We start from the raw sequence: 23,686 nt of genomic DNA on the forward strand, positions 1-23,686 counted from the left end.
AAGGGTGCAGCCGGGGACCGGCGGCTGCCGTGCCCCGGGAGGACTGGATGCAGCCACAGCGCCGTCGGATACGCCCCCGCCGCGTGGCCGCCTTCCTCTCCGTCACCGCCTTGACCCTGTCCGTCAGCACCTCCGCCGGCACCGGCCCCCTCCCGCCGGGCACCACCGCGGCCGGCGCCGCCCCGGCCACCCTCTCCCGTTCCTCCGCGCACGGACCCTGCATGATCACCGGCGGGCCCGAGGTGCAGATGTCGGAGGGCGTGCCGACCGCGGCCGGCTACTCCCGCTCCACCGGCACCGTCCGCGCCCTCAACCTGATGGTCGACTTCTCCGACGCCCCCGGCCAGGGCCGGGCCCTCGACCGCTACGGGGAGTTCTTCCCGCAGACCCGCCAGTGGTTCCGCACCAGCTCCTACGGCCGCCTCGACTACCGCCCCGAGGCCCCGGTCCGCGACTGGCTGCGCATGCCGAAGCCGTTCGCCGAGTACGGCATAGAGCGCGGCGCCCCCTTCGACCCGGCCTACCGCGACCTGGTCGAGGACATCGTGGCCACGGCCGACCCGGAGGTCGACTTCCGCGCCTACGACCTCCTCAACATCCTGGTCACCCCCAACGCGGGCCCCTCCGCCCTGGACACCGTCCTGTCCGTCACCTTCGCCGGCAACCACGAGGCCCCGGTCGCCGACGGCGTCCCGGTCGCCAACGCCTCCTTCGTCTACTCCCGCCAGGACGACGGCTCCGGCAGCTACGACAGGACCGGTTACCGCGTACTCCCCCACGAGAACGGCCACGTCTTCGGCCTGCCCGACCTCTACACCCAGGAGGGCGGCGGCGCGGTCGGCCACTGGGACATCATGAGCGAGGACTGGGGCGCCAACAACGACCTGGTCGGCTGGCACAAGTGGAAGCTGGGCTGGCTGGACGCCGCCCAGGTGCACTGCGCGTCGGCGCCGGGCACACGGGAGTACACGCTCACCCCGCTGGCCCGCGCGGGCGGCGCCAAGCTGGTCTTCGTCCCGCTGGACGCCCGCTCGGGCTACGCCGTCGAACTGCGCACCCGCGAGGGCAACGACGAGTCGGTGTGCCGGCCGGGCGTCCTGGTCTACAAGGTCGACGCCGACGTGGACACCGGCATGGGTCCGGTCAAGGTGTACGACTCCCGCCGGGACAGCGGCGGCTGCACCCGCAGCCCCAACGTCCACGCCGAACTCTCGGACGCGACGTTCACGCCCGGCGAGACGTTCGAGGACCCGCGCCACGGGGTGACGGTCACGGTGGCGGGCGCCGACCTCGAGGGCGATCACCGGGTGCGGGTGACGCGACGCTGAGAGCGGACGCCGGGCAGCGCCGTACGGCAGGCGGCATACGGTAGGCCTGCCCAGACCGCCGTACGGAGACCCGATGCCCGCCAGGACCACGAACGCCACCCACGGCACCCCCGCCGCCGGACCGGCCGAGGCGGTCGCCCCGCTGCTGCGCGGGATCGCGGTCCTGCGCCGGCTCACCGAGGCGGACGGCACGCTCAGCCCCAGCGCCCTGGAACGCGCCACCGGCCTCGCCCGTTCCACCGTCGACCGCGTCACCGCCACCCTGGCCCGCATGGACTACGTCCGCCTGGACGGCCGCGAGGTGACCCTGGCCCCGCGCCTGGCCGAACTGGGCAACGCCTACCTGGCCGCCCTGCGCCTGCCGGCCCTCCTCTCCCGGCGGGCCGACGCCCTCGCCGACGAACTGGACGAGTCGGTCTCCCTGGCCGTCGCCGACCGTGACGGCGTCCGCTTCATCCACCAGGCCACCCGCCGCCGGGCGATGTCCCTCAGCTTCCGCATCGGCGACCTGCTCCCGGCCGAACGCACCGCACCGGGCCCGCTGTTCGCGACGGAATGGACACCCGCCGACTGGCACCACTGGCGCACCCGCCGCGCGAGCGACCCGCACGACACCGCCTTCCCGGCGGTCCCGCCCCTCCCCCGCCCCGCCCCCGACGAGGACTTCACCCGCCGTACGGCCCGGGCGGCGGCCGACGGCTGGGCACTGGACGACCAGTTGATCGAACCGGGCCTGGTCGCGGTCTCGGCGCCGGTACGGGACCCCCGTACCGGGCGGATGGCCTGTGTGGCGAGCGTGGTCAGCCACACCAGCAGGCACACCGCCGCGGGCCTGCGCGACGGCCTGCTGCCGGCCCTGCTGTCGGCGGTGTCGTCGATGGAGGACACCCTGCGCACCGCCCCGCCGCCGCAGCCGGGCCCGGTCCCGGCCGGCCTGGCGGTGTGGACCGGCGCGTCCAAACAGGAACTGGGCCGCGGCTTCGTGGAGTCCCTGGCCCGCGGCCTGACCGTGCTGACCGCCTTCGGCGAGGGCCGCTCCGCGCTGACCCTCACGGACGTGGCGAAGGCGACGGGCCTGTCCCGGGCGACGGCCCGCCGCGCCCTGATCACACACGAGTACGCGGGCCTGATCACCCCCGCCTCCCCGACGGACCGCACCTTCACCCTCACCCCCCGGACCCTCTCCCTCGGCTTCCCTCCCCTGTCCCGCCTCTCCCTCCCGCAGATCGCCCAGCCCCACCTGGAGGCGCTCGCCGCCCGCGTCCACGAGTCGACATCGATGGCCGTCCTGTCCGACTCCGGCGAGGAGATCCAGTACACGGCCCGCGCCGCCACCAGCCGCGTCCTCAGCGCCCACATCACCGTCGGCACCCGCCTCCCGGCCCCCGCCACCGCCCTCGGCCGCGTCCTGCTCGCCGACGCCCCCCGGGGCTACGCCCTGACCGACGGCGAGCTGGAAGCGGGCCTGCGCTCCCTCGCGGTACCGGTGCGCGACCGCGCCGGCCACACGGTCGCCGCGATCGACATCGCCCTCCACGCGTCCCGCCGCACCCCCGAGTCCTGCGTCGGGGAACTCCTGCCCGCCCTGCGTGAGACGGCCACCGCGATCGAGACCGACCTGCGCACGGCCGGCCGCTTCCGCACCGTATCCCCGACCTGACCCCACCCGGCCACCACCGGAGAGCCCCTCCCCTCGCCGGAACAACCCCGCCCACCGCCCCGCACACTCCCGCCCTCATCCGATACCCTGTCCTGGGCCGCCCACAGCAGCGGCCCAGGCCTTCGTAGCTCAGGGGATAGAGCACCGCTCTCCTAAAGCGGGTGTCGCAGGTTCGAATCCTGCCGGGGGCACAACGCATCACCGCTCTGACCTGGGGTTTCTCCCCCAGGGAGGAGTTCTACTCGGCCTCGGACTCCTCGTCCGGGGCCGTTTGCGTGAGCGGTGCGTGAGCGGACGGAGAGTTGATCTCCAAAATTCCTCCCAACGGATCAGCATCATCCGGCACGGACTCCGGGCCGGGATGCTCCGCGTCGTCGGGCTCGGGCTCCGCTTCGGGGGCGGTGTTCTCGGAGGTGGCACGGGCGCGCGGGACGAGCCGAGCGGCGGCCTCGGCGATCGCCAGGTCCGCTTCGGGGAGCAGGCTCGTGTACGTGTCGGCCGTGATAGTGATCGAGGAGTGGCCGAGCATCTCCTGGATGTCCTTCAGGTCGGCCCCGGCCGCATGGGCGAGGGTCGCGGCGCCATGGCGGAGGTCGTGGAGCCGGATCGGCGGGAGGCCGATCTCCTCGTACAGCTCGATGAACCGCCGCGTGACGTTGGCGGGATGGAGCAGCTCGCCATTCTCCTTGGTGAAGACCCGCCCCGTCTCCACCCAGGCGCTCCCCCACTCCTCGCGGTCCTTGTCCTGCTGGGCGCGGTGCCGCTTGAGAGCCTGGACTGTGTCGGAGTCCAGTGCGATGGTCCGCGCGCCGGCGTCGGTCTTGGGGTCGTCCTCGTACACCTCCCAGCCGTCGACCACGAGTTGCTTGGCGACGGTGATGAGCCCGGCGTCCAAGTGCGTGTCCGTCCACTTCTGGCCGCATGCCTCACCGCGTCGCAGCCCGCGGAAGGCGATCAGGTGGAACAGCGCGTACAGGCGGTCCTCCGCGACATGGTCGAGGAAGAGGCCAGTGTGCTCCGGCGTCCAGACCATCACCGGCGACGGCTTCTCGCCGGTGCGCTTCCAGTGGAGGATGCGCTCCTCGGTCCACACGAGGGCCTTGGGCCGCTTGCCCGCCTCCAACTCGACGTGGGCCGCCGGGTTGAAGGTGATGAGCTGCTGGGCGATCGCAGCGTTCAGCGCGGCCCGCAGGGTGGAGCGGACACGCTGCCGCGTGGCTGGGCCCACGATGCGACGGTAGGGCTCCATCTCGGCGATGGCTGCTTTCATCACCTTGCGGCGGGCGCGGTGCTCGCGCCCCTTCCACGGGATCTGGGCGAGGTCCTCGAACGCCTTGCGGCGGGCTGCGTTGCCCTCCGCGATCTCGACGTTGGCCTCGGCGATGGCCTCGAACATCTCCGAAAGGTGGGTGACCCGTAGGCGGTCGAGCCGCAGGTGCCCGATCCGCGGTTTGAGGTGCACCCGGATGTTGCTCTCGTCGCGGCTGATGGCGCTCTGCCGTCCCTTCTTGCCCGCCAGCCACATGTCCAGCCACTCGCCGACCGTGAGTCGGCTCGTCAGGTCCAGGCCGTGACTGAGGCGCCTGCGGGTCGCCTCAATGTCGGGCAGTGGCGCCTTTTCGTCGGCCACCTTCTCCAGCAAGTCAGCGATCTGGGACAGGCCCTCCACATCGTCGGCATCGGCGAGTCCGATGAGTGCGCGGACGTGGTCGAGGTCGGCCTGGGCGGCCTTCAGGGACTCGTAGCCGGCGCGGCTGAAGGAGCGGCGGGTGCCGTCCTCGCGTGGCGGGAGTTCCTGGCGTATGGAGTACGAGCCGTGCTTACGGTTGGAGAGCTTCGGGCACTTCTTGCCGAGCGGCTTTCCGGTGTGAGGGTCGCGGCAGTAGCAGCGGCGGTGGGTGGAGCCCTTCAAATGCGTTCCTCCGGCGTGGTGTTGGGTTCTTCTTCGGGCCGGTCGATGTCGCCCAGTGCGGGCGGCAGATCCGGTGGGGTGGCGCCCTCCTCGCGGAGCTCGCGGCGGAGGTGGCGGAGGCTGTACTTGGCGGAGATGGCCTGGTCGGCGTACATGGCCCGCTTGCGCTCGGCTTCTTCCTGCTGGGCGCGGCTGGTGGCGGTCTTGGCCGCAAACCGTGCCTGTTCTTCCTCTTCGAGCGCGGCGAGGGCGGTTTGCACGAGGCTGGCGTGGTGCTCGAAGTCGGGGACCAGGCCGGGGTCGTGGCCGGGCACCTCCTCCTCGCCGGTGAAGCGTCGCAGGGCGGTCCAGGTGGGGATGAGGTCCTGGAACGGAAGCTCCTGGGTCTCGTCGACGTAGCCGACCGGGAAGATCAGGCAGACCGGGTACGTCTCCAGGGCCGCCGCCAGGACCATGACGTCCACCAGCGGCAGGTTGGCCCGGCGTCCGGACTCCATGTTGGCGATCACGTTGCGCGGGATGGGATGCCCGAGCTGCTCGCACCGGTCCGCGAGGTCCTGCGCGCTCCATCCCATCTCCTTCCTTCTGCGCCGGACTTCGCCGGCCACGTTGGCCTTGATCCGATCCGCCCACTCCGGGAAGTCGTCCTCATCAGCATCCACACCGCGTTGTGTCATGAAGACACAGTAGCTTGACCATGATGGTTGGTACACGCCTGGAGCCGGACGTGATGACCGCGTTCGCCGAGGGCTGTACCGAAAGGGGCGCACTGCATGCGCGACGACGCGACGACCGGACAGCCGAAGGGCTCGAAGGGGATGAGCCGGGAGGAGCTCCTTGCCCTCCCGGTGGCGATTGACCTGGACACGAGCAACCGCGCTCTGGGTCTCGGGCGGAGCAAGGGCTATGAGCTGGCCAAGCGGGGCGCCTACCCGTGCAAGGTGCTGCGGCTCGGCAACGCCTACCGGGTGGTGACCGCGGATCTGCTGGATCTGCTGGGGCTGGCGGCGTGAAAGCGGGGCAGCGTAGCAAATCGTTCTGCGCTGAGCTGACACAGAAACGCTGGACTGTTGCCGGGGGTGGACGTACTGTCCGTGTTCCCCGCCCGTGGCCGACAGCCCACGTGAAACGGGTGAGCCCCCGGCGCGTCACCGCCGGAGGCCCAACACACTCCACCGCCCGCATCCCCGCGAACGACCCGCGCCCGCCGGGCCTGCATGCCCGGCGCCGCAGGAAGAGGAGCCGCCCAGTGCAACCCGAACACCCCACGCCCTATTCCGCACCCGGTACTGCCGCCTGGCCGCCGGTCGCGGTGCCGGGCAGTCCCGACCAGCGCGAACCCGAGGACACCGCGCCGGCCGGAGCCGCCGAGCCTTCGGACGTGCCCCCGGATCCGGAGCCGACGCCTGGCTCGGTGCTGCTGGGCGAACTGCGAGCGCAGATAGCCAAGTTCGTGATCCTGCCCTCGCCGGAGGCGCTGGACGCGGTCACGCTGTGGGTGGCGGCGACGCATCTGCAGCCCGCGTGGCAGCACGCACCGCGCCTGGCGGTGGTGGGGCCGGCGAAGCGGTGCGGCAAGTCACGGCTGCTGGACGTGCTGACCGAGACGGTCCACGAGCCGATGCTCACCATCAACACCACCCCGGCGGCGGTCTTCCGCTCCATCACCGACGAGCCGCCCACCCTGCTGGTCGACGAGGCGGACACCATCTTCGGCACGCCGAAGCAGGCGGAGAAGAACGAGGAGATGCGCGGCCTGCTCAACGCCGGCCACCAGCGCAATCGCTACGTCACGCGGGTGGTCGGCAATGACCACACTCCCCACCGGTTTGCCACCTTCGCCATGGCGGCCCTCGCCGGGATCGGCGACCTGCCCGACACGATCATGGACCGGTCGGTGGTCATCCGTATGCGCCGCCGGGCGGAGGGCGAGCGCGTCAAGCCCTTCCGCTCCCGCCGCGACACTCCGGCCCTGCACGACGTACGCGACCGGATCGCTGCCTGGGCCCGCCCGCTGCTGGACGAGGCGGCGGACCTGGAGCCGGAGATGCCGGTGGAGGACCGGGCTGCCGACACCTGGGAGCCCTTGATCATCGTCGCCGACCTCGCCGCCGGGCCCTGGCCGCGTCGTGCCCGCGAGGCGTGCGCGCGGATGGTCACCTCCGAGGTCGAGGTGGAGGAGGAGCAGCCCGGCGGGGCACGGATCCTCGCCGACATCCGACGGATCTTCTTCGCCCAACGGGAGGTCGACAGCCTCTCCACGGAGGAGCTCCTGCACCATCTGCTGCAGAACACCGAGAGCCCGTGGGCGGAATGGGGACGTCACGGGCTGACCTCCCGCAACCTGTCGGACATGCTGCGGCCGTTCGACATCAGGCCAGGCAACGTCCGCCTCGCCGACGGAACCCAGCGCAAGGGCTACATGCGCAACAAGTTCCTCGATGCCTGGAGGCGCTACTGCCCCACTGTCCACCCAGTGGACACCGAGCCTGCCGCCCCCGCCGCAGACTGAGCCCCGTACCCCCGGTTCGCGTCCCTGCCGTCCCTGCCGTGATGTCGCAGGTCAAACGGCATGCGGCCGGGACGGAAACCGAGTCAAGACGGCAACGCGATCAAGAAAACCGCGCTGCCACCCCCAGGACGCCGCCCGGATCCGTCTTGTGCCGTCCCGCGCGTCCCCGCCGTATCAGCGCAGGTCAAGACCTTGTTGGCCGGGACGGCACGACACCGCTGTGCCGTCCCGGCCCGTACAGCCCGTCAACGCCTCCGATACGGCACATCGAGACCCTGCCGTACCGGCCCTGACCTGCGCTTGCAACGGCCAAGACGGACAAGACGGATCGCACCGCAAACCCCAGGAGCATCCCGCTTGACCCCCCTCTCCATACCCACCCACCAGGACCACCTCCCTGACGAAGGAGGACCGATGATGACCAAGCAGGCTGCCGAGCGGTACGCGCTCATCGCGGCCGGAGTCGTCATCGTGGCTCTCACCGCAGGCGGGTTCTGGCTCTCGTACGCGCACCTGGCTCAGGTCGCCGGACAGCACGGGCTCAGTAGCTCCCCGGTCCGCCAGTGGGCCTGGCCGGCGACCCTGGACGCGTTCATCGTCGCGGGCGAACTGCTGATGCTCCGCGCGGGTCTGCGCCGGGTGACCGACGGCTGGGCCATCGCCCTCACCGCCACCGGATCGGTCGGCTCCATCGCGCTCAACGTGGCCGGGGTCAGCGGCACGGGCAACACCAGCACCGTGCCCATCCTCGACTACGTGGTCGCCGCGGTTCCCCCGACTGCGGCCCTGCTGGCCTTCGGCGTCCTGATGCGGCAGATCCACCAGCTCGTGGCTGACCCCACCCCCGAAGGCCACCCCTGTACCGATCACGGCCACAGCGGCACTGCCGGTGCCCAGCCCTCCACTCCTGCGCAGGACGACTCCGGTCTGCCGGAGCCAGCCGGTCTCGACGCGGCAGCCGGTCAAGGCGACGTGGCGCGGGTTGCCGCCGATGTGCCGGAGTCCTCGCACCCTTCCGCCAAGGCAGAAGATCAGCAGGCCCGCACTGCGTCCGACGAACTCCTAGCCATCGCACGAACCGCGCCACCAGGACGCGGAGGACGCGCCTCACGCCGCCACATCGAAGCAGCAATCCGTGGCAAGGGCCTCTCGATCAGCAAGGCCGACGCGGAAACGCTCAAGAACATCCTGCAGACCGAGCTCGACGAGGCCGCCTCGTCGCAGTCGGCCGAACCCGACACGGCCCGCGCTGGCTCCCTCTAAGCCCCGCAGCCGATCCCCCCACTCGACCACCCATCACTCGTCCCCGCGCAGGTCAGCGTGGGGACGGGTGGCCGACCCGCAGCTGGTCGATCCGAGACCACCCCGCCCCAGCAACGCCCAACGGAGAACCGCCTCATGCACGACGCGCGCCGTGAACTCCCCACTACGCAAGAGGGGATGACCAGCCCAGCCACCCACGCGCCAGCAAGGTATGCCGCTGGACCGTCCAAGGACGGCCTCAGCGGGGATGCCTCCGCCCCGGGGGTGGCGGAGGCGCTCGGGCGCCAGGGGGCGCCGGAGGGGGAACAGCCCGTCGCCCGCGCCGCTGCCGCTGCGCCGCTGCCGCGCGCCGCCGAAGCTGCTGCCCTGCACCGCGTCGCCCGTCGGCGCAAGCCCGACCCGAACGGCCAGCGCAAGGAGCGAGTCGACGCTCGCTACAGCGTCGAGGAGAAGACCAGCATCCTCCGCATGGCGCGGTCGCTGAACATCGCCGGCGCCCACTACGTCGGCGCCGTCGTCATGGCACACGTCCAGGGCGACCTCGCCCTGCCCGGCCAGCGAACCCCGCTCGACGACTACATCGACGAGCTGACCGCCCTCCGTGGCGAAGTCGCCAAGATCGGCCACAACATCAACCAGATCGCCAAGAAGCTCAACTCCGGCGGCCATCCACACCCTGTGGACACCGCCCTCCTGGCTCAAGCCGAAGCCACCCTGACCGCGGTCGGCGCCACCGTTCGCCACATCGCGGCAGGCGCGAACGAGGCTGTCTCCAGGAAGGTGGCGCGGTGATCGCAAAGATCAGCAGTGGCAAGGAGACTGCGGGCTTGATCCGGTACCTGTTCGACACGAAGAGGGCCACGGACCACACCGACCCGCACCTGGTCGCCTCCTGGGACGGCTTCGCCCCCGACCCCGGCCGCTTCGAGGACGCTGACGCCACCAGGAGGCTCCTCGTGGCGGACCTCGACCTGCACGTCAAGCAGGCCCGGCGGCTCGGCCGCGCTCCCGAGAAGCACGTGTGGCACTGCTCCATCCGCGCCGCCGAGACCGACCGCCACCTCAGCGACGAGGAGTGGGCCGACATCGCCCGCCGCGTCGTCGCCGCCACCGGCATCTCGCCCGATGATGACCCGGACGGCTGCCGCTGGGTGGCCGTCCGCCACGCCCCCGACCACATCCACATCGCCGCCACCAAGGTCCGGGCGGATCTGCGTACCGCCCGCCACTGGAACGACTACCTCACCGCCGACCGCGAACTCGCCGCGATCGAGAAGGAGTACGGCCTGTTCCAGGTGGTGCGCGGGGACCGCACGGCCGCCAAGCGCCCGACGCGCGCCGAGCAGGAGAAGGCCCGTCGCGCCGGTCAGGCCAAGACCGCCCGAGAGCGGCTGCGCGCCACCGTGCGCACGGCCGTGGCCGCCGCCTCCAGCCTGGAGGAGTTCGTCGACCTGCTCCACCATCTCGACGGCGTGCTCGTCGAGATCGTGTACTTCCCCTCCGGCGATGTACGCGGCTACAAGGTCGCCGTCGAAGACCATGCAGGCAGCCCGATCTGGTACTCGGGCTCCAAACTCGCTCCGGACCTGTCCTTTCCCAAGATCCAAGAGCGCCTGGCGAACATCGGCCCGCAGCCCGCCGACCAGTCTGGCCGGCGTAGGCCCGATCCCTGGCACCAGGCCACCGCCGCGACCGAGTGCATCCCTCACCGCCTCGACCAAGCCGATGACGAAGCCGGCCAGGCCCACCTCGCCGCCTTCGGTGAAGCCCTCGACGCCCTCCCCCTCCTCGCGCCCCAGACCCTGCGCCCCCAACTCCGAGAAGCAGCGACCGCGTTCGAACGCGCCACCCGCTCCCGCGTCCGGGCCGAACACCACCACGCCCGCGCCCTGCGGGGCGCCGTCCGCGCCATGCTCCGCGAGCCCGTCCCGAGGGACGGCGCCGCCCTGGCGATGTTCCTGGACGCTGCGATCCTCGTCGTCATCGCCGCCGCCCGCTGGCACCAGCTCCGCCAGCACAACCAGCAAGTGGCTGCCGCCCACCAGACCCTGCTCCACCTCCAGGCCGCCTACGACCAAGCCGCAGCCGCACCCCTGGCCGCCCTGGCGCAGCGCCGACCACCCCAGCAGACCGTGGACCGGCACATCCGCCAGATACGCCGGGCCGTGCCAGACCACGCGGAGCAGGTCATCGAGGACCCCGCCTTCGACGCCCTCACCGCCCTCCTCACCGAAGCCGAGGCAGCCGGACACGACCCGGAACAGCTCCTTATGCATGCAGCCGACCAGCGCGCCCTGGACGACGTCCGACGCCCCGCACGGGTCCTGACCTGGCGCATCCAACGCCTCAGCGCACGGTCGGCACCCAGCGCACAAGCCCGCGCAGCACAAGCCCAGAGCCCTGCTTGGGCCGACAGCGCAGCACAGCGCCCCAACACTCTGGTCCACCAGGCAGCCGCCGCTCCGGCCCCGCAACCGCCGCAAGCACGGCGCCGCTGATCACGCCTCCACGGGCAACGTGGGAGCGCGCCGCGTGGTGTCGCCGATCACCGGGCTCACGCGTCCAACAAGTCCCGCTGCGGCACGACCTCTCCCGAGCTCGTGCGCTCATGAGGATCTCTCCACAGGGGTACGTCAGGGATTGAATGGCCTTGCGAGACTCGTACGAATCACGCTGTCACTTGCGCGCAAGGCCGACGCCAGCTCTCCTTGCAGCTCGTCCGGCATGATCCCTGCTCCGAGGGCGCAGGCACCCACCAGAGCGCGGCAGTCCTGCGCTTGCCGGTCCGTAGCAATCGCGGTGAACAGAGGGTGCGCCAGGGTCTCGCGGGCCGCGTAGCCATCGTGGGCGTCCGTCGTCCTGCGGTGGAGGTCCTCGACGATGTGGCGCGCGGCCGGCGCCTCGGCCGTACCGATCGCGTCGAGGACGGCAAGTCCCAGCCGGATGTCGAAGACGGTCATCCCAGGTTCTGTCTCCCGTCCCGAGTAGGCCGTCACCAGGTCCGCCAGGTGGCGGTCGACCGGCTGCCCGGCGTCGCGGTGGCACAGGACGGTGAGGCAAACCGTGACGGCTTGCTCCCACGGATCGCCGGGCACCGTGTCGGCAAGGAGGACAGAGGCCCCTTCCGTGTCACCCGCAGCGAGAGCGGCGAGTACGGCAACTTGGCGCCCGTCGAGCATCCGTTTGCCTACGCCGCGGTGAGCTTCGATGTGTGCTTCGGCCTCGGCCCAACGTCCCATGGTGGTGAGGGTGCGTGTGCCGTCGGCGAGGAGCACACGCCACAGCCAAGCGCGGACCTCCTTGCGGTCCTCGTCGGTCGCGGTGAGGTCCGCCGGCACGGCGACGCCCTCGAACCGTGCGGCTGTGCCCGCCTCGACGGCCTCGTACAGGTCGAGTAGTCGCTGCCGTCCCTCGTCTGCGTGGCCGGCACGGACCTGGAGGCGTGCGAGGTTGACGACCGGTTCCAGGCCCCGGATTGCGCTCATGCCGGGCAGGGGGCAGGCGTGGAGGTAGGCGTCGGCGTGCTGGTGGCACATCTCGCGTGCGAGGTCGGGGAGGCCGAGATCGGAGGCGATGAGCGCGGCCTGGTTGTAGACGGCGGATGCGAGCCCTTGGTCGCTCTTCTTCACTGCTGTGTCGGCGAGTTCGACGAGGCTGCCCACGCGTTCCGGCAGGGGCAGACAGGGGGGCCGGAATCGGGCGACGAGCGGGAAGCGCTGGGCTATGGGTCCGTATGGGTCCATGAGTTCCCTCGGCATGAATGCGAACTACGGAGACGACGGTGCCCGCCAGCCGTGCCCCGGCGGGCACCGTCTCTACATCTGGTGTGACATCACTTCCAGTTGACGACGATGCGGTTCAGCGGGGTGTCGAGAGCGAAGAGGCCGGGGCGCTGCTCGATGGCGGGGGCGTCGAGGGGCTGGATTTCGAACGTGGCCTCACGGTCGCGGTACTCCCGGTCCCAGGTGCGGATGGCGTCGGCGACCTTCGCGGCCAGCTCGTCGCTGCCGGGGCCGTGGCCGATGACGCCGAACTCCCAGAGCTTGCCGCCCTCGGGGGTCTTCCGCTCCGACAAGCGTCGCGCCAGGTAGGTGACGGCGCCTTTCTCGACGGCCGCGGTCGAGGAGGGGTAGGGGTCTTCTGTGAGCAGGGTGCCCTTGGCGTTCTGCGGGAACAGCATCCGGATCAGGCCGGAGTGGAGGGAGCAGGTGACGAACAGTTCCATCCACTCGGGCGATTCCATGGCGCGGACCGTCATGCCGGTCCACTCTTCGGTGCGCGGCTGGTCCAGGACGCCGGCGAGGGCATCGACATCGATGTTCTGCCCGGCTGGGGCCTGCAGTCGGACGGTGCCGTCCGCGCTGAGCGGGACAACGCGGCGATCGTCGTCGGCGATGCCCCGACGGAGCGGCATGAAGGTGTTCATCTCACTGCTGACGGACACCCATCGGCCGTCGCGCTGCTCATAGGCGATGGAGCGGGACACTGTGCCCTTGAGGCGCTGAGGGACGAGGAGCCGGCCACCGGGGGCGAGCTGCTGCAACCAAGCGTGCGGTACGCCGTGCGCGCCGACGGTGGCGATGATCCGGTCGTACGGCGCTCCTTCGGCGTAGCCGAGGGCTCCGTCGCGGGTCACCGCCTTGACGTTGGTGATCCCGGCAGCGGTGAGGTGCGCGCGGGCGCCCACTACGAGGTCGTCGTCGACGTCGAGGGTGGTCACGTGTCCGCTCTCGCCGACCAGGTGGGCGAGCAGGCCGGCGTTGTAGCCGGTTCCGGCGCCGAGTTCGAGGATGCGCTCGCCGGGCTGGGCTTCGAGCTGGTCGAGCATAAGGGCGACGACGCCCGGCTGGGAGGCGCAGGAGATCGACGTGCCGTCGGTGTCGTACTTGATGTGCACCGGTTGGTTGGCGTAGGCGTCTTCGAGTGACGCGTCGGGCACGAACACGTGGCGGGGCACGGTCCGCAGCGCGTCCTCGACGGCGGGCGTGCGGGCGTGTCCGTCCGCAAGAAGCTGGTCGACCAGGGCGTTGCGCAGGCGCTCGGCGTCCGCCGTGGGGGTGGTGATCGTGTCGGTGTTCACCGCGCTGACGCTATCGGCGTCGGCCGTTGCCTCGGCGGGCGACGCGGTGTTGTCACTCGTTCCCATGACTACCTCTCGTGCGATGTTGGACATGGCGCTCTGGTCATCACTGAGGAGACCCGCGCGGTTGGAGTGGAAGATCACGTGGTGGGCCATGACGGCTCGCAGACCGCGAGTGAGGGCACCACGATGGGCGAGGGAAGCCAGCACGGCACCCGTCCGCTCGAAGGCGGCCACCCACCCGTCATGCCCGGTCAGCGGGCCGCTCGGGCGATACAGGCTGGAGGCTTCGACAGTCATCAGCGTCCGCATGGGCGGCAGCAGCCCGGCGGCCCGCTCGGAGGGCAGATGGCCGGTCGCCGGCCGGAGTGCGGCGACTTTCGCCCAGACGTCGCCCTGCTCGAACCAGTCCAGGCCGGCCGCCCGCATCATCGCGCTCGCCAGCAGTACGGCGGTTTCCCGGCGCCCGAGGTGCTCCGGGCCGGGCTGGTAGGTGAGGAGGTGGCGGCTGTCCTGGTGGAACAGGTCGTGGGCGACGTCCATTGCCTCGGTCCCACCGAAGGCGTGGGTCTCGGGCTCGTAGATGCAGGGCAGCCAGGACACAGCCACACCGTCCTTGACAAGCTCACTCAGCAGCGATTCAACGGCGGGTGAGGGCTCATCAGCGCGGTAGCGGAGCGGCCAAGGCTGCTTGTTCATGAACCACCAGCCGGTGAGCTGTTCGTCCTCTTCGGCCGCGAGGAGGACGGGGCCGATGCGTTCGGCGATGGCGCGCTGGGCGCTCTCGCGGTCGGCGAAGGTGATGTTGTGTTGCTGCCAGCGGTCCGGGGACATGCGGGGTCCTTCGGTCGGTGGGATCAGGCGATGAGCAGGCAGGCGTCCCAGGCGGATCGGGGCGGTGCGGCGGTGCTGGGGGCGAGGAGGGCCAGGGCGATACCGGCGGCGCCGTCGAGGAAGCCGGGGCCGCGCTCCTCGTCGTGTATGAGTTCCGAGGCGCCATGGGCAGCGTCCGTCCCTGGTGGGTGGACTGCGGCCGCAAGTGCCGGGATGGTGGCGCGGAGTTGTCCGACAGTCGAGGGGTGGGCGTCGTCCGCCGCGCGGGCGGCGACGTGGGCGAGGCCGGCGAAGCCGTGGCACAGGCCGTTGTCCCTCGTGGTCTTGAGCTGGGTGGGGTCGGTGAGGGAGGCGACGAGCGCGTTCTCGGCGTCGACCTGGCGGCGGGCGTCACCGAGGGCGAGCGCGGCGAGCTGTTGGGCGCGGGCGAGACCGGCGGTGCCGTAGCACCAGGACGGCCGCCGCGGTGCGGTCGGGGTGAGGCGGCCGGTGCGCAGCTCCTCCCGCGTGACCCAGTACGGCCACGCCGGGCCTCGGCCGGTGTCCTCTCGCCATCGGTCCAGCCACACCAGGATCCGCCCCAGCGCCTCATCGTGGCCGTCGACGAACGTGCCCTGCCTCGCGGCGAGCGCCAGCAGCGCAAGCACGCCGCCGACACCGTGCGCCATGCCGTTGTTGGCGTGCCCGCCAGGGAAACGGTCGTCCGGGCGACCCGAGGGCCCCGTGTCCGTCCACCATCCCGGCAAGGGCTCGCCGTCGTGAGTGATCGGCAGGGTGAGGCGAACGCAGTAGTCGAGGACGGCGCATAGAGCGGCGGCGTCTGGGTTGCGGCGCAGGAGGTAAGCGCCGTAGCCGGTCAGGCCCCGGATGGTGTCGAACTCGGCGAGCGCCGGGAGGAGGCCGACGTCGATGCGGCGGTGTGCAGCGTCTACGCGGCGGCTCACGTCGGCGGCCATCTTCTGGTCGAGGATGTCCAGGGCGCGCTGGTAGGCGCTGGGCAGGTGGTCGTTGGCACAGGCCAGAGCGTGGGCGAAGGCGGGCGCTCCGTAGAAGGGGTGGCTGTCGGGGCCGCTGGTGAACGGTTCGCGGGAGGCTGCGGCGAGCCAGTCGTGGGCGCGCTGCCACGGTCCGAGGCCGGCCGCGGCTCGCTCGATGTGCAGGAGCGCGATGCCGGGCAGGCCATGGGCGAGGTTCTGCCGATGTGAGACCGCTGGCCCAAGGTGCGCCGTGTGGGGGTCGGCGAGCTGCTCGGCGACGGCGGCGGCCAGGTCCAGTGCGGGGTGGGCGGTCACGGTGTCCTTCCGGTGGTGCGGGCGGTCCATGCCAGGGCGGCGGCGCGGGCGAGGTAGAGGCAGACCTCTTCTTCGGGGAAGTTCACCGCGATGTGCCGTACGAAGTGGACGTGCAGCAGTGAGGTCAGGACGTCGTCGATGGCGATGCCCTCGGTGTCCGCTCCCGGCAGGTGTGGCCGGTAGGCGGCGAGGGCTGCGTCGCGGTCGGACCACGCCGACACGAGGGCCGCTCCGCCGGGGGCGCCGCGTAATGCCGCCCAGTCGTCGCCAGGGTCGGCCAGACGTACGGCGTCGGCGAACTGCGGGCGCGGTACGGGCGAAGGGGCCGTGGGCGGAATGTGGTCGATCAGCCAGCGCATCCCGGCTTCGGTGCTGCCGAGGAACGCGGACGCGATGGCGACGGTGTGAGCGGCCACCAGCGTGCGATGGTGCGGGCGCCGTGGTTGGGAGAGCTGGGCCAGGATGGCGCGCGAGTCCGCCCGGAACACCTCCTCGGCCGCGTCCCATGCGGTTCCGGAGCCCCAGCGGCCCATCTCCTGGTAGGAGGTGGGATATCGAAGGTCCGCCAGCAGACCGGCACCGCGCAGTTCGTCGGCCCACTCGCTCACTGTGTGGGCCGTCTCGGCGAATGCCTCCGGGGTCGGGAGCGCGATGCGCAGGCGCACGTGCTGCTCGGGGTCCCGGAATCGGATGAACCACCACGGCGGGCCGCCGAGCCGTTGGAGGAGGTCGGGCAAGTGTCGGGAGAGCAGGGTGTCCTGGCGATGGGCGTCTCCATACAGGGTGGCCAGGAGCACCGACGAGGCGGCCGGGGTCTGCATCTGGGCCGGGGAGAGGGCACGGGCTGGGGTGGGGGCGGGCAGTGCCGGCCACGCCGGCGGCCGGGTCGCCTTGAGCGGCACTACTACCTCGTGAGCGCGACCGTCGCACCAGCCGAACGCCTCCGGTTCCGCGGCCTCGACGAGCACTGCCAGGCGCACCCGGTCGAGGTGGTGGCGAAGCAGCGTCCGGTGGCCTGCCTGGTCCAGGTCGAGGAACAGGCGTCGGTCGTCCTCGACCAGGTAGATCCGCCGCGGCAGGCGTCGCCGAGCCCGCCAGTCGGTGAGCGCGGCGTCCCACTCGGCCCGGGGGCGTACGCGGCCGGGCAGCTCGGCCGCCTCCAGCCGCCAGCGGGCCGGGGAGAGGATCGTGCGCCCGTACCGCAGTCGCGGCAGGTACGGCATCGCCGCTGCGGCGCCCCAGTCGAACACGGTGACCTGCGCACACTGGGCGCGGGACAGCTCGGTGAGGAATCGCACCAGCGGCGGCGTGTGCGTGTGCAGGTTCAACGCGTGCATCCCCACGGCCTCGATGCGCTGGCCCCGCTCGGGGGCGGCCAGGTACATACGGCGCCCGTCGCACCCCACCGCCAGGTCCGCAGGTGTGAGGACATCGTCAGCGGGCGTGCGGTGTTCCTGGAGGCTGATCAGCGTGGGCAAGACTTGCGGGGCCCGAGTGACGTGGGCGGTCTCGGGCAGGAGGGGCGGAAAGGAGAGCTGCGCCGGCACGGTGTTGCTGTCGGCGGTCGGAAGGTCAGCCAGCTCGGCGGCCAGGACCTCACGGTCGGCGGGGGCCAGGACGCTGAGGAACCGGCCTGTGGAGACGCCGGCGCCGCGAGACACGCTCATGACCTCCAGCCGGAACTGCCCACGCTGCAGCTCGCCAACGCTGGCTGCATGGATGCGCACCCCTATCTCCAGGTGCGGCGGCACCCTGGGTTCGTCGGGCCCTACGTCCAGGGCGTCGATCACGTCGTCGGTGAGGACCACCTCGTCGCGGCCATCGAGCGCGGCGGCCTGCGCCAGCCGGACGAGGGCGTCATCCCGAGCGGAGACGCGAGGTCGACGGGCGCCGGGCGGGGTACCCGGGTAGCCGTCGGGATAGCCGGTGCCACTGTCCGCGACGACCTCCTGGAGCGGGACCATCGTGCCGATGCCGTACCGCTCGTAGAACCGCTGGTGATACGCGCCCCATGCCGCGGTGCCGTACGGGCGGGCGCTGACTCGGGTCAGGAGCAGGGCGGCGCGCTCGATCTCGCGGGCGACCGCGTCCGGCAGTACGAGCTGCGCGTCCAGGCGCAGGTCAAGCGCGACAGGGTGGCGGCGCAGGCCCGGCACGAGCGCCCTCATCCGCGCTGCGACGCTGTCCCGCCTGCCACGCGAAGTGCACTCGTTCAGACCGGTCCGGATCGCCCGTAGCTCGCGCACCGTCTCCGCGACCGGAGGGAGGGTATCGGCGTCGATCGCGTCGAGCTGATCGAGTAGATACCCGAGGGCATCGGCCTCGGTACTCGGCGCATGCAGACTCGTGATCAGCACACGCCGCTGGACTAATTCCACCAGCAGCCGGCGCACCTTCTCAGGCCCGGCCTTGGGGAATTCCGCCTCGAGCTTGTCCGCGAGCGCACCTACCCGGATCGGCGCCCGTGTCGCGGCGAGGACTGCGCGCACGGGTTCGGTGAAGGCCAGGGATGCCTCAACCGCGCGAGTTCGATCGTCCTGGGCGTCGAATTGAAATGGCACGATGAGCCGGTCGCCGCGGCTTGTCACTGTGTTGTTGACGACCACGGGCAGTCGTTGGAGGAGGTCGGGGCAGGACTCCAGCCGCTCGACGACAGCTGCCAACCACTCTGCGCCCGCGTGGCCGACAGTCACGTGTTCCGCACCCCAGCTCGCGCGTGCCTGCGGGCCGAACTCGGCGGTGGTCACACCGGCGAAGAGTCCGAATGGCGTCGCTCGGTGCTGGGAGCGCAGCAGGTAACGGGCCACGGACAGTGCCGTGCGCCGGACGTCTCGCGTTGACGGCTCATCGGCCGTGCACACGGTCCGTACCTGCGCGGCAAGGACTGGGCTGGCGTGTTCCAGGGCTTCGGCGAGGTCGCCGTTCGCCCAGACGGCGCGCAGCCAGGCGGCACCGATGGCGGACCCGTTGGGAGAGCGATCGTCGAGGTCCGGAAGCGCAGGACACGGCAGTGTCGGCCGGGCAACGGCTCGTACGAGGGCGGTCGTGCCGGTTCGGAACGCTGGGCGCGGAGCAGCCACCAATACCTCCGGAGGCAAGGGACGGGCGGCTGGTGCCACCACGCCACGAGGCGCGACGGCACCAGCCCGTAGAGACGTGGAGCCTCGGGTCAGGCGACGTTTGTGGTGCAGGCGCCGCAGGTGGTTCCGCAGTTGTCGTCGGTCAGGTTGACGAGTCCCGCCGGATCGGCGACCTCGACGAGAGAGACGTCCAGGTCGAAGCCGTCCGACGTCCCCGGGGCCTGCTGGGTCGCGTAGGTGCTGCTCGGTACTACGGTGCTGCGTGTCATGCCAACTCCTCTGAGTCGTCGGGATGTTGTGGTTCGGTGGTGCCCGCCTCCGGCCGTACGGCAGAGCACTGCACGGTCGGGGGCGGGAGTCTGGTCAGACGGCAGCCGGCCGCCGTTCCATGAAGTAGGCGAGCGCCCGAGCCTTGAGGCGGTCGAGGCACGGCCTGCAGGAGTAGACCGGGGCGTGTTGTCCGTCCCACTGAAGCGGGCCGAGCCAGATCACGGGCACTCCAGTGCGCCCGCACCCGAGCCAGCAGTCACCGGTGACCCAATGCTCGTCCACACGGGGAGTCACGCCTCGGCTCCGGTTCGCGTACCGGCGGTGGGCGACCGACAGGTCGGTCCACAGATCCAGAGCCGGAACAGCAGGCCCCGATAACGCACATCGCCCAGCATCTCGCCACTCGCCCCCAGGTACCGGGCGCAGCGTGCGCACTCCATGGCCATCTGCTGGCGGGGCCGGAGGCGGGCGACATCCGGGAGGGGCTGGGTCACGGTGGCCGGGGTGCTCACGCGCCGCCCCTTACAAGGAGTTCCGCCCAGACCTCTTTGCCCCATGGACGCCCCTCCGGACCGTGCAGGTCATAGCCCCAGCGGTGGGCGATGCCGTCGATCAGGAGCAGACCACGGCCTGACTCGTCGTTCTCACCAGCCTGACCGAGGACTGGGAGGCGCGAAGGTGCCTGGTCCACCACGCCGACACGTACCCGTGTCGCGCTCGGCCGCCCGACAAGCAGGCGGATCGAGTGGCACGGCGTGTGCCTGACGGCGTTCGCGATCAGCTCCGACATGATCAGCGCGGCTACATCGGCAAGGTTGTCGAGGTGCCATACGCCAAGGGCGTCACGGACGAGCTTGCGGCCGACCTCGGCCGTGGACGGCTCGCACGGGAAGGTCTGGCTGTAGGCGGGGTGGCCGGTGGGTGCGACCTGAACTGGCGTACTGAGACTCGTCATTGGGGTAGAGCCTTCGCGTTGTCTCGGCGCCCGGATCGCCCCGGAGAAGGCGCCAGGGGCGGGCCGGGCCGTCAACAGCCGCCCGCACCGGAGGGAGTGGCGAGCGACCAGTAACCAGACAACTCCCTTTTGAAGCAAGGTGATTAGGGCGATCAGCCATCCACCCGGAAGAAAGACCTAGGGTGATTTGGCCTTCCCTTTACCTGGTGGGTGAGGGGGCGTGAGAGCTACCGTGCGTGCATGGACACCCCGCGCAACAGGGTTCTTGAGGCGTGGATGGCCGAACACGGCTACAGCTCCAACAGCCTTGCTGACGCTGTGAACAGCGCCTTAGAGCGGCTGACCGGGCGGCCTGGCGGTCTCGACGGCTCGTCGGTCCGTGCCTGGAAGGCAGGGCGGGTCACGTGGCCCAAATCGGCTACCCGCACGGCACTTGAGGACGTCAGCGGCCTGCCCGCCGTCGCTCTAGGGTTCGTGCCACGGGGCCGGACACCGTCCACCCCGGCCCCACCGCAGCAGGAGGACCCCGACATGAAGCGCCGTACCCTCGTCGGTGGCATCGCGGCGGCAGCAGCCGCAGCAGCAGCCGCGCCGGGCACCGCAGCGCCCCGCCGTATCGGCATGACCGACGTCGATCGCCTGAACACGCGCTTTGCCAAGATCATCGCCAGCGATCACCGCCACGGCGGACAACTCGGCATCGAGCAGTGGGCCGCCACGCTCGCCGACGAGGCGCTGAACCTCCAGAACGCCGGCAGCGCCACCCAGCGCGTACGCAGCAGCCTCTACGCCTCCGCAGCGGCGTTCCGCTCCTCGGCGATGTGGGCCGCAATCGACGGTCGGCGATACGGCGACGCGAAGGCGCACATGCGTGAGGCCCAGGCCCTCGCCGAGATGTCCGGCGACCAGGCGATCAAGTTCCGTATCTGGAGCCACGCGGGGGCCATGTACCGGCACATGGGCCGTCCCGCCGATGCGCACGCGGCGAACGATGTCGCCCGCAACCTGCACATCACACGCCGTGACCCGCTGTTCGCGTCCCTCGGTCTGGCACGGCAGGCGGCGATTCACGGTACGGCGCAAGATCGTGCCGGCACTCGCCGCGCCATCGATCAGGCACAGGACGCCATGCTGCGTGCCGACCCGGACGAATACCGCCCGGTGTGGATGCTCGCGTTCTACGACCAGGCGGAGTTGGACTCCTTGGCGCTGTCCGCCTACTTGGCGCTGGGCGACTACCCCACCGCCGAGTTCCACGCCCACCGATGCCTGTCCGCCCTGCGGCCCCACATGGTCCGGTCTCGGGCCATTACCACGACCCGTCTTGCACACGCCCAACTCGCGCAGGGTGCCGCGGACGCCGCCACTTCCACCGCGATGAAGGTCCCCGTCGACGCCGCTACCCAGCACGCCCGGGTGTCGCGCATGCTGCAGGAGTTCGGGGCTGCACTGCGCGCAACCGCACCGGGTAGCTCTACCGTGCAAACTTGGACTGAGCACACCGCCGCCTGGAGGACCGCCGCATGACCACGGCACCCGCCATCGAGCTGCGCACGTTCACCACTCTCGGCGCCGCCCGAGGCGATCTCCTGGACGTGTACGCCGATGTACGCGCCCCGCTCCTCCACCTGCCGAACTACGCTGTCACCGCATTCGGCGAGCGCCTGGACCGACACAGCGGTGAACCAGGGTTCACGGCCGTCCTCGCGTATGCAGACGGACATCCGGTCGGCTACGCCTACGGCAACACCATCGAGCACGGTGACCGCTACTGGCAGCGCACCAGTCCCGAGCCGGCGGACAAGTACACCGAGCGACCAGCCGTGGCCCTCAAGGAGATCGGCGTCCGGCCGGCATGGAGGAAGACCGGCACTGCCCGGCGCATCCACGACGCCCTCCTCGCCACACGCGACGAGCCGTACGTCACACTCATGGTCAACCCAGCCGCTGGAGACGGAAAGGTCCACGCGCTGTACAGGTCGTGGGGGTACGAGGACATCGGGCAGAGCCAGCCGTCACCGGCCTCGCCGGTGCTTACCGTGATGATCCGCAACACCCGCTGACCCAAGAGGCGGGCAGCGCAGGAATTGACCCTCGGGGCCAGTCTCGGAGCACGTCCGGCGGGGCCTCGTTGCACATGTTGGGCGCAGAGGCGGGGCGACCGAGCGGGGCTGGTACTCGTCGTAGCATCTACCAGCCCGTAATGACAGGAAACCTTTACCCTGGACATCGGCTGGCTGGTGCGTCTGGAACGTGAGGGCTACGAGTGAGACTGAGGCAAGAAGCCCGTGTCCTCAAGGAGAAGGCCGTTTCTTCGATGGTTGCGGCGGCCGAGGCATTCAACTCACCGCACGACCGAGGGCGAGAAACGAAGGTACTTTTGCACCTTCAGCACTCCTTCGAGATGCTGCTGAAAGCCGCGCTCGTGCAGAAGGGCATTAGCGTCTTCGACCCGGCCATGGGACGGTCACTTGGATTTGAGACCTGCGTGCGCAAGGCTGCAGAACACCCGGACATCAAGCTCAGCGAGCCTGACGCAGGAACGCTCAGAGCCATCGACGCCATGCGTGATGACGAGCAGCACTGGTTCAACCAGGTTTCCGAGCAGCTGCTTTACGTGCATGCCCGAGCTGCCGTGACACTCTTCGACGACCTGCTCAGAGGCGTATTCAAGGAGCCGCTCGCTGACCACCTGCCCAACCGCGTACTGCCGGTGTCGGTTGACCCGCCGCGTGACCTTGCGCTCCTCCTGGACGAGGAATACACGCAGATCGCAGCCCTACTCAAGCCGGGCCGACGCGCGACGCACGAGGCGCGAGCCAGGATTCGAACCTTGTTGGCGATGGAGGCCCACACCGGGCCGGAGACCCGCGTCTCGAGCAAGGACGTCGATCGCGTTCAGGCCGGCATACGCGGGGGAGCGGCGCGCTCGGAAGTCTTCCCTCGCTTGGAGGAGCTGGCTACTGCTACGGACGGTGAGGGGCTGCTGATCAAAGTGCGCTTCGTCAAGAACCAGGCGGCTCCGCCCGTGCGCTATGCAGCTGATGAAACCGTGCCCGCCGCCGCCATCCGGGAGGTGGACCTCCAGGCCAAATACCACCGCTCGGCGGCCGAGCTCGCTGGGGCCCTTGCCTTGACCCAACCCAAGTGCGTCGCGTTGCGGCGGCACCTGGGCATCGACGCTGATCCCGCGTGTTGCCACGAGTTCGTATTCAGCTCCCAACGTCTGAAACGCTTTTCCGACAATGCATTGACCCGCATGCGCACCGCGCGCGACACGTTGGATCTGGATGCCGTCTGGCGAGCTCACAACCCGTCCGCCCGCCAACTGGAGCCCTGCGAAGTGCCCGGCTGTCGAGCTGGGTGACCGTCGAGACGCAAGGCGATCTTTGACGACTCTGCCGAGACCATCGTGCTCTGGACGTCGGAGTATCGCTACCCACGATTTTCGGGCGCCCTGCTCGTGTCAGTGGGCTGCGCTAGCCTGCATCCGCTCTACC

General features: G+C 70.6%; 18 protein-coding genes and 1 tRNA gene. 11 read left to right on the forward strand and 8 right to left on the reverse strand.

Going from position 1 to position 23,686, the window contains the following annotated elements:
- Positions 1 to 47 precede the first annotated feature (47 nt).
- The 3 genes from ACY1JF_RS06420 to ACY1JF_RS06430 all read left to right on the forward strand — a co-directional run bounded on the left by ACY1JF_RS06420 (position 48) and on the right by ACY1JF_RS06430 (position 3,179).
- On the forward strand, positions 48 to 1,328 hold the full coding sequence (locus ACY1JF_RS06420) for a M6 family metalloprotease domain-containing protein (RefSeq protein ID WP_462703996.1): 1,281 nt from the start codon (positions 48 to 50) through the stop codon (positions 1,326 to 1,328).
- Positions 1,329 to 1,401: 73 nt separating this feature from the next.
- Positions 1,402 to 2,988, forward strand: a complete 1,587-nt coding sequence (locus tag ACY1JF_RS06425; protein WP_462703997.1) for an IclR family transcriptional regulator domain-containing protein — start codon at positions 1,402 to 1,404, stop codon at positions 2,986 to 2,988.
- A gap of 118 nt (positions 2,989 to 3,106) precedes the next feature.
- A tRNA-Arg gene (locus tag ACY1JF_RS06430) sits at positions 3,107 to 3,179 on the forward strand.
- A 47-nt stretch (positions 3,180 to 3,226) separates the two neighbouring features.
- Here ACY1JF_RS06430 and ACY1JF_RS06435 read toward each other — a convergent pair.
- On the reverse strand, positions 3,227 to 4,900 hold the full coding sequence (locus ACY1JF_RS06435) for a site-specific integrase (protein WP_462703998.1): 1,674 nt from the start codon (positions 4,898 to 4,900) through the stop codon (positions 3,227 to 3,229).
- The gene (locus tag ACY1JF_RS06440; RefSeq protein WP_462703999.1) at positions 4,897 to 5,577 is read right to left on the reverse strand and encodes a helix-turn-helix domain-containing protein; all 681 of its coding nucleotides are present in this window, start codon (positions 5,575 to 5,577) and stop codon (positions 4,897 to 4,899) included. Before ACY1JF_RS06440 ends, ACY1JF_RS06435 begins: the two co-directional genes overlap by 4 nt.
- Before the next feature lie 96 nt (positions 5,578 to 5,673).
- On the opposite strand from ACY1JF_RS06440, the gene ACY1JF_RS06445 reads away from it, so the two are divergent.
- The 5 genes from ACY1JF_RS06445 to ACY1JF_RS06465 all read left to right on the forward strand — a co-directional run bounded on the left by ACY1JF_RS06445 (position 5,674) and on the right by ACY1JF_RS06465 (position 11,173).
- Complete coding sequence (locus ACY1JF_RS06445) at positions 5,674 to 5,913, forward strand: hypothetical protein (RefSeq protein ID WP_462704000.1); 240 nt, start codon at positions 5,674 to 5,676, stop codon at positions 5,911 to 5,913.
- A 236-nt stretch (positions 5,914 to 6,149) separates the two neighbouring features.
- Positions 6,150 to 7,412, forward strand: coding sequence for a DUF3631 domain-containing protein (locus ACY1JF_RS06450; protein WP_462704001.1), 1,263 nt, complete (start codon positions 6,150 to 6,152; stop codon positions 7,410 to 7,412).
- Positions 7,413 to 7,826: 414 nt separating this feature from the next.
- The gene (locus ACY1JF_RS06455) at positions 7,827 to 8,675 is read left to right on the forward strand and encodes a DUF2637 domain-containing protein (protein ID WP_462704002.1); all 849 of its coding nucleotides are present in this window, start codon (positions 7,827 to 7,829) and stop codon (positions 8,673 to 8,675) included.
- A gap of 135 nt (positions 8,676 to 8,810) precedes the next feature.
- Positions 8,811 to 9,467 (forward strand): MobC family plasmid mobilization relaxosome protein, encoded by a 657-nt coding sequence (locus tag ACY1JF_RS06460; protein ID WP_462704003.1) that lies wholly within the window; start codon positions 8,811 to 8,813, stop codon positions 9,465 to 9,467.
- Positions 9,464 to 11,173 (forward strand): relaxase/mobilization nuclease domain-containing protein, encoded by a 1,710-nt coding sequence (locus tag ACY1JF_RS06465; protein WP_462704004.1) that lies wholly within the window; start codon positions 9,464 to 9,466, stop codon positions 11,171 to 11,173. The genes ACY1JF_RS06460 and ACY1JF_RS06465 overlap by 4 nt, the downstream gene beginning before the upstream one ends.
- A gap of 135 nt (positions 11,174 to 11,308) precedes the next feature.
- On the opposite strand, the gene ACY1JF_RS06470 is transcribed toward ACY1JF_RS06465, so the two are convergent.
- The 6 genes from ACY1JF_RS06470 to ACY1JF_RS06495 all read right to left on the reverse strand — a co-directional run bounded on the left by ACY1JF_RS06470 (position 11,309) and on the right by ACY1JF_RS06495 (position 20,186).
- Positions 11,309 to 12,418, reverse strand: coding sequence for a hypothetical protein (locus ACY1JF_RS06470; RefSeq protein ID WP_462704005.1), 1,110 nt, complete (start codon positions 12,416 to 12,418; stop codon positions 11,309 to 11,311).
- 89 nt (positions 12,419 to 12,507) lie between these two features.
- Positions 12,508 to 14,589, reverse strand: coding sequence for a methyltransferase, FxLD system (gene fxlM / locus ACY1JF_RS06475; RefSeq protein WP_462704006.1), 2,082 nt, complete (start codon positions 14,587 to 14,589; stop codon positions 12,508 to 12,510).
- Between the two features lie 23 nt (positions 14,590 to 14,612).
- Positions 14,613 to 15,881: a lanthionine synthetase C family protein gene (locus tag ACY1JF_RS06480; RefSeq protein WP_462704007.1), complete on the reverse strand. Its 1,269-nt coding sequence runs from the start codon at positions 15,879 to 15,881 to the stop codon at positions 14,613 to 14,615.
- Positions 15,878 to 18,838: a lantibiotic dehydratase gene (locus tag ACY1JF_RS06485; RefSeq protein ID WP_462704059.1), complete on the reverse strand. Its 2,961-nt coding sequence runs from the start codon at positions 18,836 to 18,838 to the stop codon at positions 15,878 to 15,880. The genes ACY1JF_RS06480 and ACY1JF_RS06485 overlap by 4 nt, the downstream gene beginning before the upstream one ends.
- A gap of 212 nt (positions 18,839 to 19,050) precedes the next feature.
- Positions 19,051 to 19,230 (reverse strand): FxLD family lanthipeptide, encoded by a 180-nt coding sequence (locus ACY1JF_RS06490; protein WP_053212995.1) that lies wholly within the window; start codon positions 19,228 to 19,230, stop codon positions 19,051 to 19,053.
- 509 nt (positions 19,231 to 19,739) lie between these two features.
- Positions 19,740 to 20,186: an ATP-binding protein gene (locus ACY1JF_RS06495; RefSeq protein WP_462704008.1), complete on the reverse strand. Its 447-nt coding sequence runs from the start codon at positions 20,184 to 20,186 to the stop codon at positions 19,740 to 19,742.
- Positions 20,187 to 20,426: 240 nt separating this feature from the next.
- On the opposite strand from ACY1JF_RS06495, the gene ACY1JF_RS06500 reads away from it, so the two are divergent.
- The 3 genes from ACY1JF_RS06500 (at position 20,427) to ACY1JF_RS06510 (ending at position 23,553) form a co-directional block, all read left to right on the forward strand.
- Positions 20,427 to 21,713 carry an XRE family transcriptional regulator gene (locus ACY1JF_RS06500; protein WP_462704009.1) on the forward strand — a complete coding sequence of 429 codons (1,287 nt, stop codon included), beginning with the start codon at positions 20,427 to 20,429 and terminating at the stop codon, positions 21,711 to 21,713.
- Entirely contained in the window at positions 21,710 to 22,249 is a 540-nt protein-coding gene (locus ACY1JF_RS06505; RefSeq protein WP_180685961.1) for a GNAT family N-acetyltransferase, read from the forward strand. The genes ACY1JF_RS06500 and ACY1JF_RS06505 overlap by 4 nt, the downstream gene beginning before the upstream one ends.
- A gap of 203 nt (positions 22,250 to 22,452) precedes the next feature.
- Positions 22,453 to 23,553 (forward strand): DUF3644 domain-containing protein, encoded by a 1,101-nt coding sequence (locus ACY1JF_RS06510; RefSeq protein WP_462704010.1) that lies wholly within the window; start codon positions 22,453 to 22,455, stop codon positions 23,551 to 23,553.
- Positions 23,554 to 23,686 lie beyond the last annotated feature (133 nt).

Source organism: Streptomyces sp. SYSU D01066-1 (assembly GCF_054956795.1).

What these genes read in the sequence shown, in the direction of transcription:
- ACY1JF_RS06420 (WP_462703996.1), top strand. Translation starts at nt 48, where the DNA reads ATGCAGCCACAGCGCCGTCGGATACGCCCCCGCCGCGTGGCCGCCTTC.
- ACY1JF_RS06425 (WP_462703997.1), top strand. Translation starts at nt 1,402, where the DNA reads ATGCCCGCCAGGACCACGAACGCCACCCACGGCACCCCCGCCGCCGGA.
- ACY1JF_RS06440 (WP_462703999.1), bottom strand. Translation starts at nt 5,577, where the DNA reads ATGACACAACGCGGTGTGGATGCTGATGAGGACGACTTCCCGGAGTGG.
- ACY1JF_RS06445 (WP_462704000.1), top strand. Translation starts at nt 5,674, where the DNA reads ATGCGCGACGACGCGACGACCGGACAGCCGAAGGGCTCGAAGGGGATG.
- ACY1JF_RS06455 (WP_462704002.1), top strand. Translation starts at nt 7,827, where the DNA reads ATGATGACCAAGCAGGCTGCCGAGCGGTACGCGCTCATCGCGGCCGGA.
- ACY1JF_RS06460 (WP_462704003.1), top strand. Translation starts at nt 8,811, where the DNA reads ATGCACGACGCGCGCCGTGAACTCCCCACTACGCAAGAGGGGATGACC.
- ACY1JF_RS06470 (WP_462704005.1), bottom strand. Translation starts at nt 12,418, where the DNA reads ATGGACCCATACGGACCCATAGCCCAGCGCTTCCCGCTCGTCGCCCGA.
- fxlM (WP_462704006.1), bottom strand. Translation starts at nt 14,589, where the DNA reads ATGTCCCCGGACCGCTGGCAGCAACACAACATCACCTTCGCCGACCGC.
- ACY1JF_RS06490 (WP_053212995.1), bottom strand. Translation starts at nt 19,230, where the DNA reads ATGACACGCAGCACCGTAGTACCGAGCAGCACCTACGCGACCCAGCAG.
- ACY1JF_RS06495 (WP_462704008.1), bottom strand. Translation starts at nt 20,186, where the DNA reads ATGACGAGTCTCAGTACGCCAGTTCAGGTCGCACCCACCGGCCACCCC.
- ACY1JF_RS06500 (WP_462704009.1), top strand. Translation starts at nt 20,427, where the DNA reads ATGGACACCCCGCGCAACAGGGTTCTTGAGGCGTGGATGGCCGAACAC.
- ACY1JF_RS06505 (WP_180685961.1), top strand. Translation starts at nt 21,710, where the DNA reads ATGACCACGGCACCCGCCATCGAGCTGCGCACGTTCACCACTCTCGGC.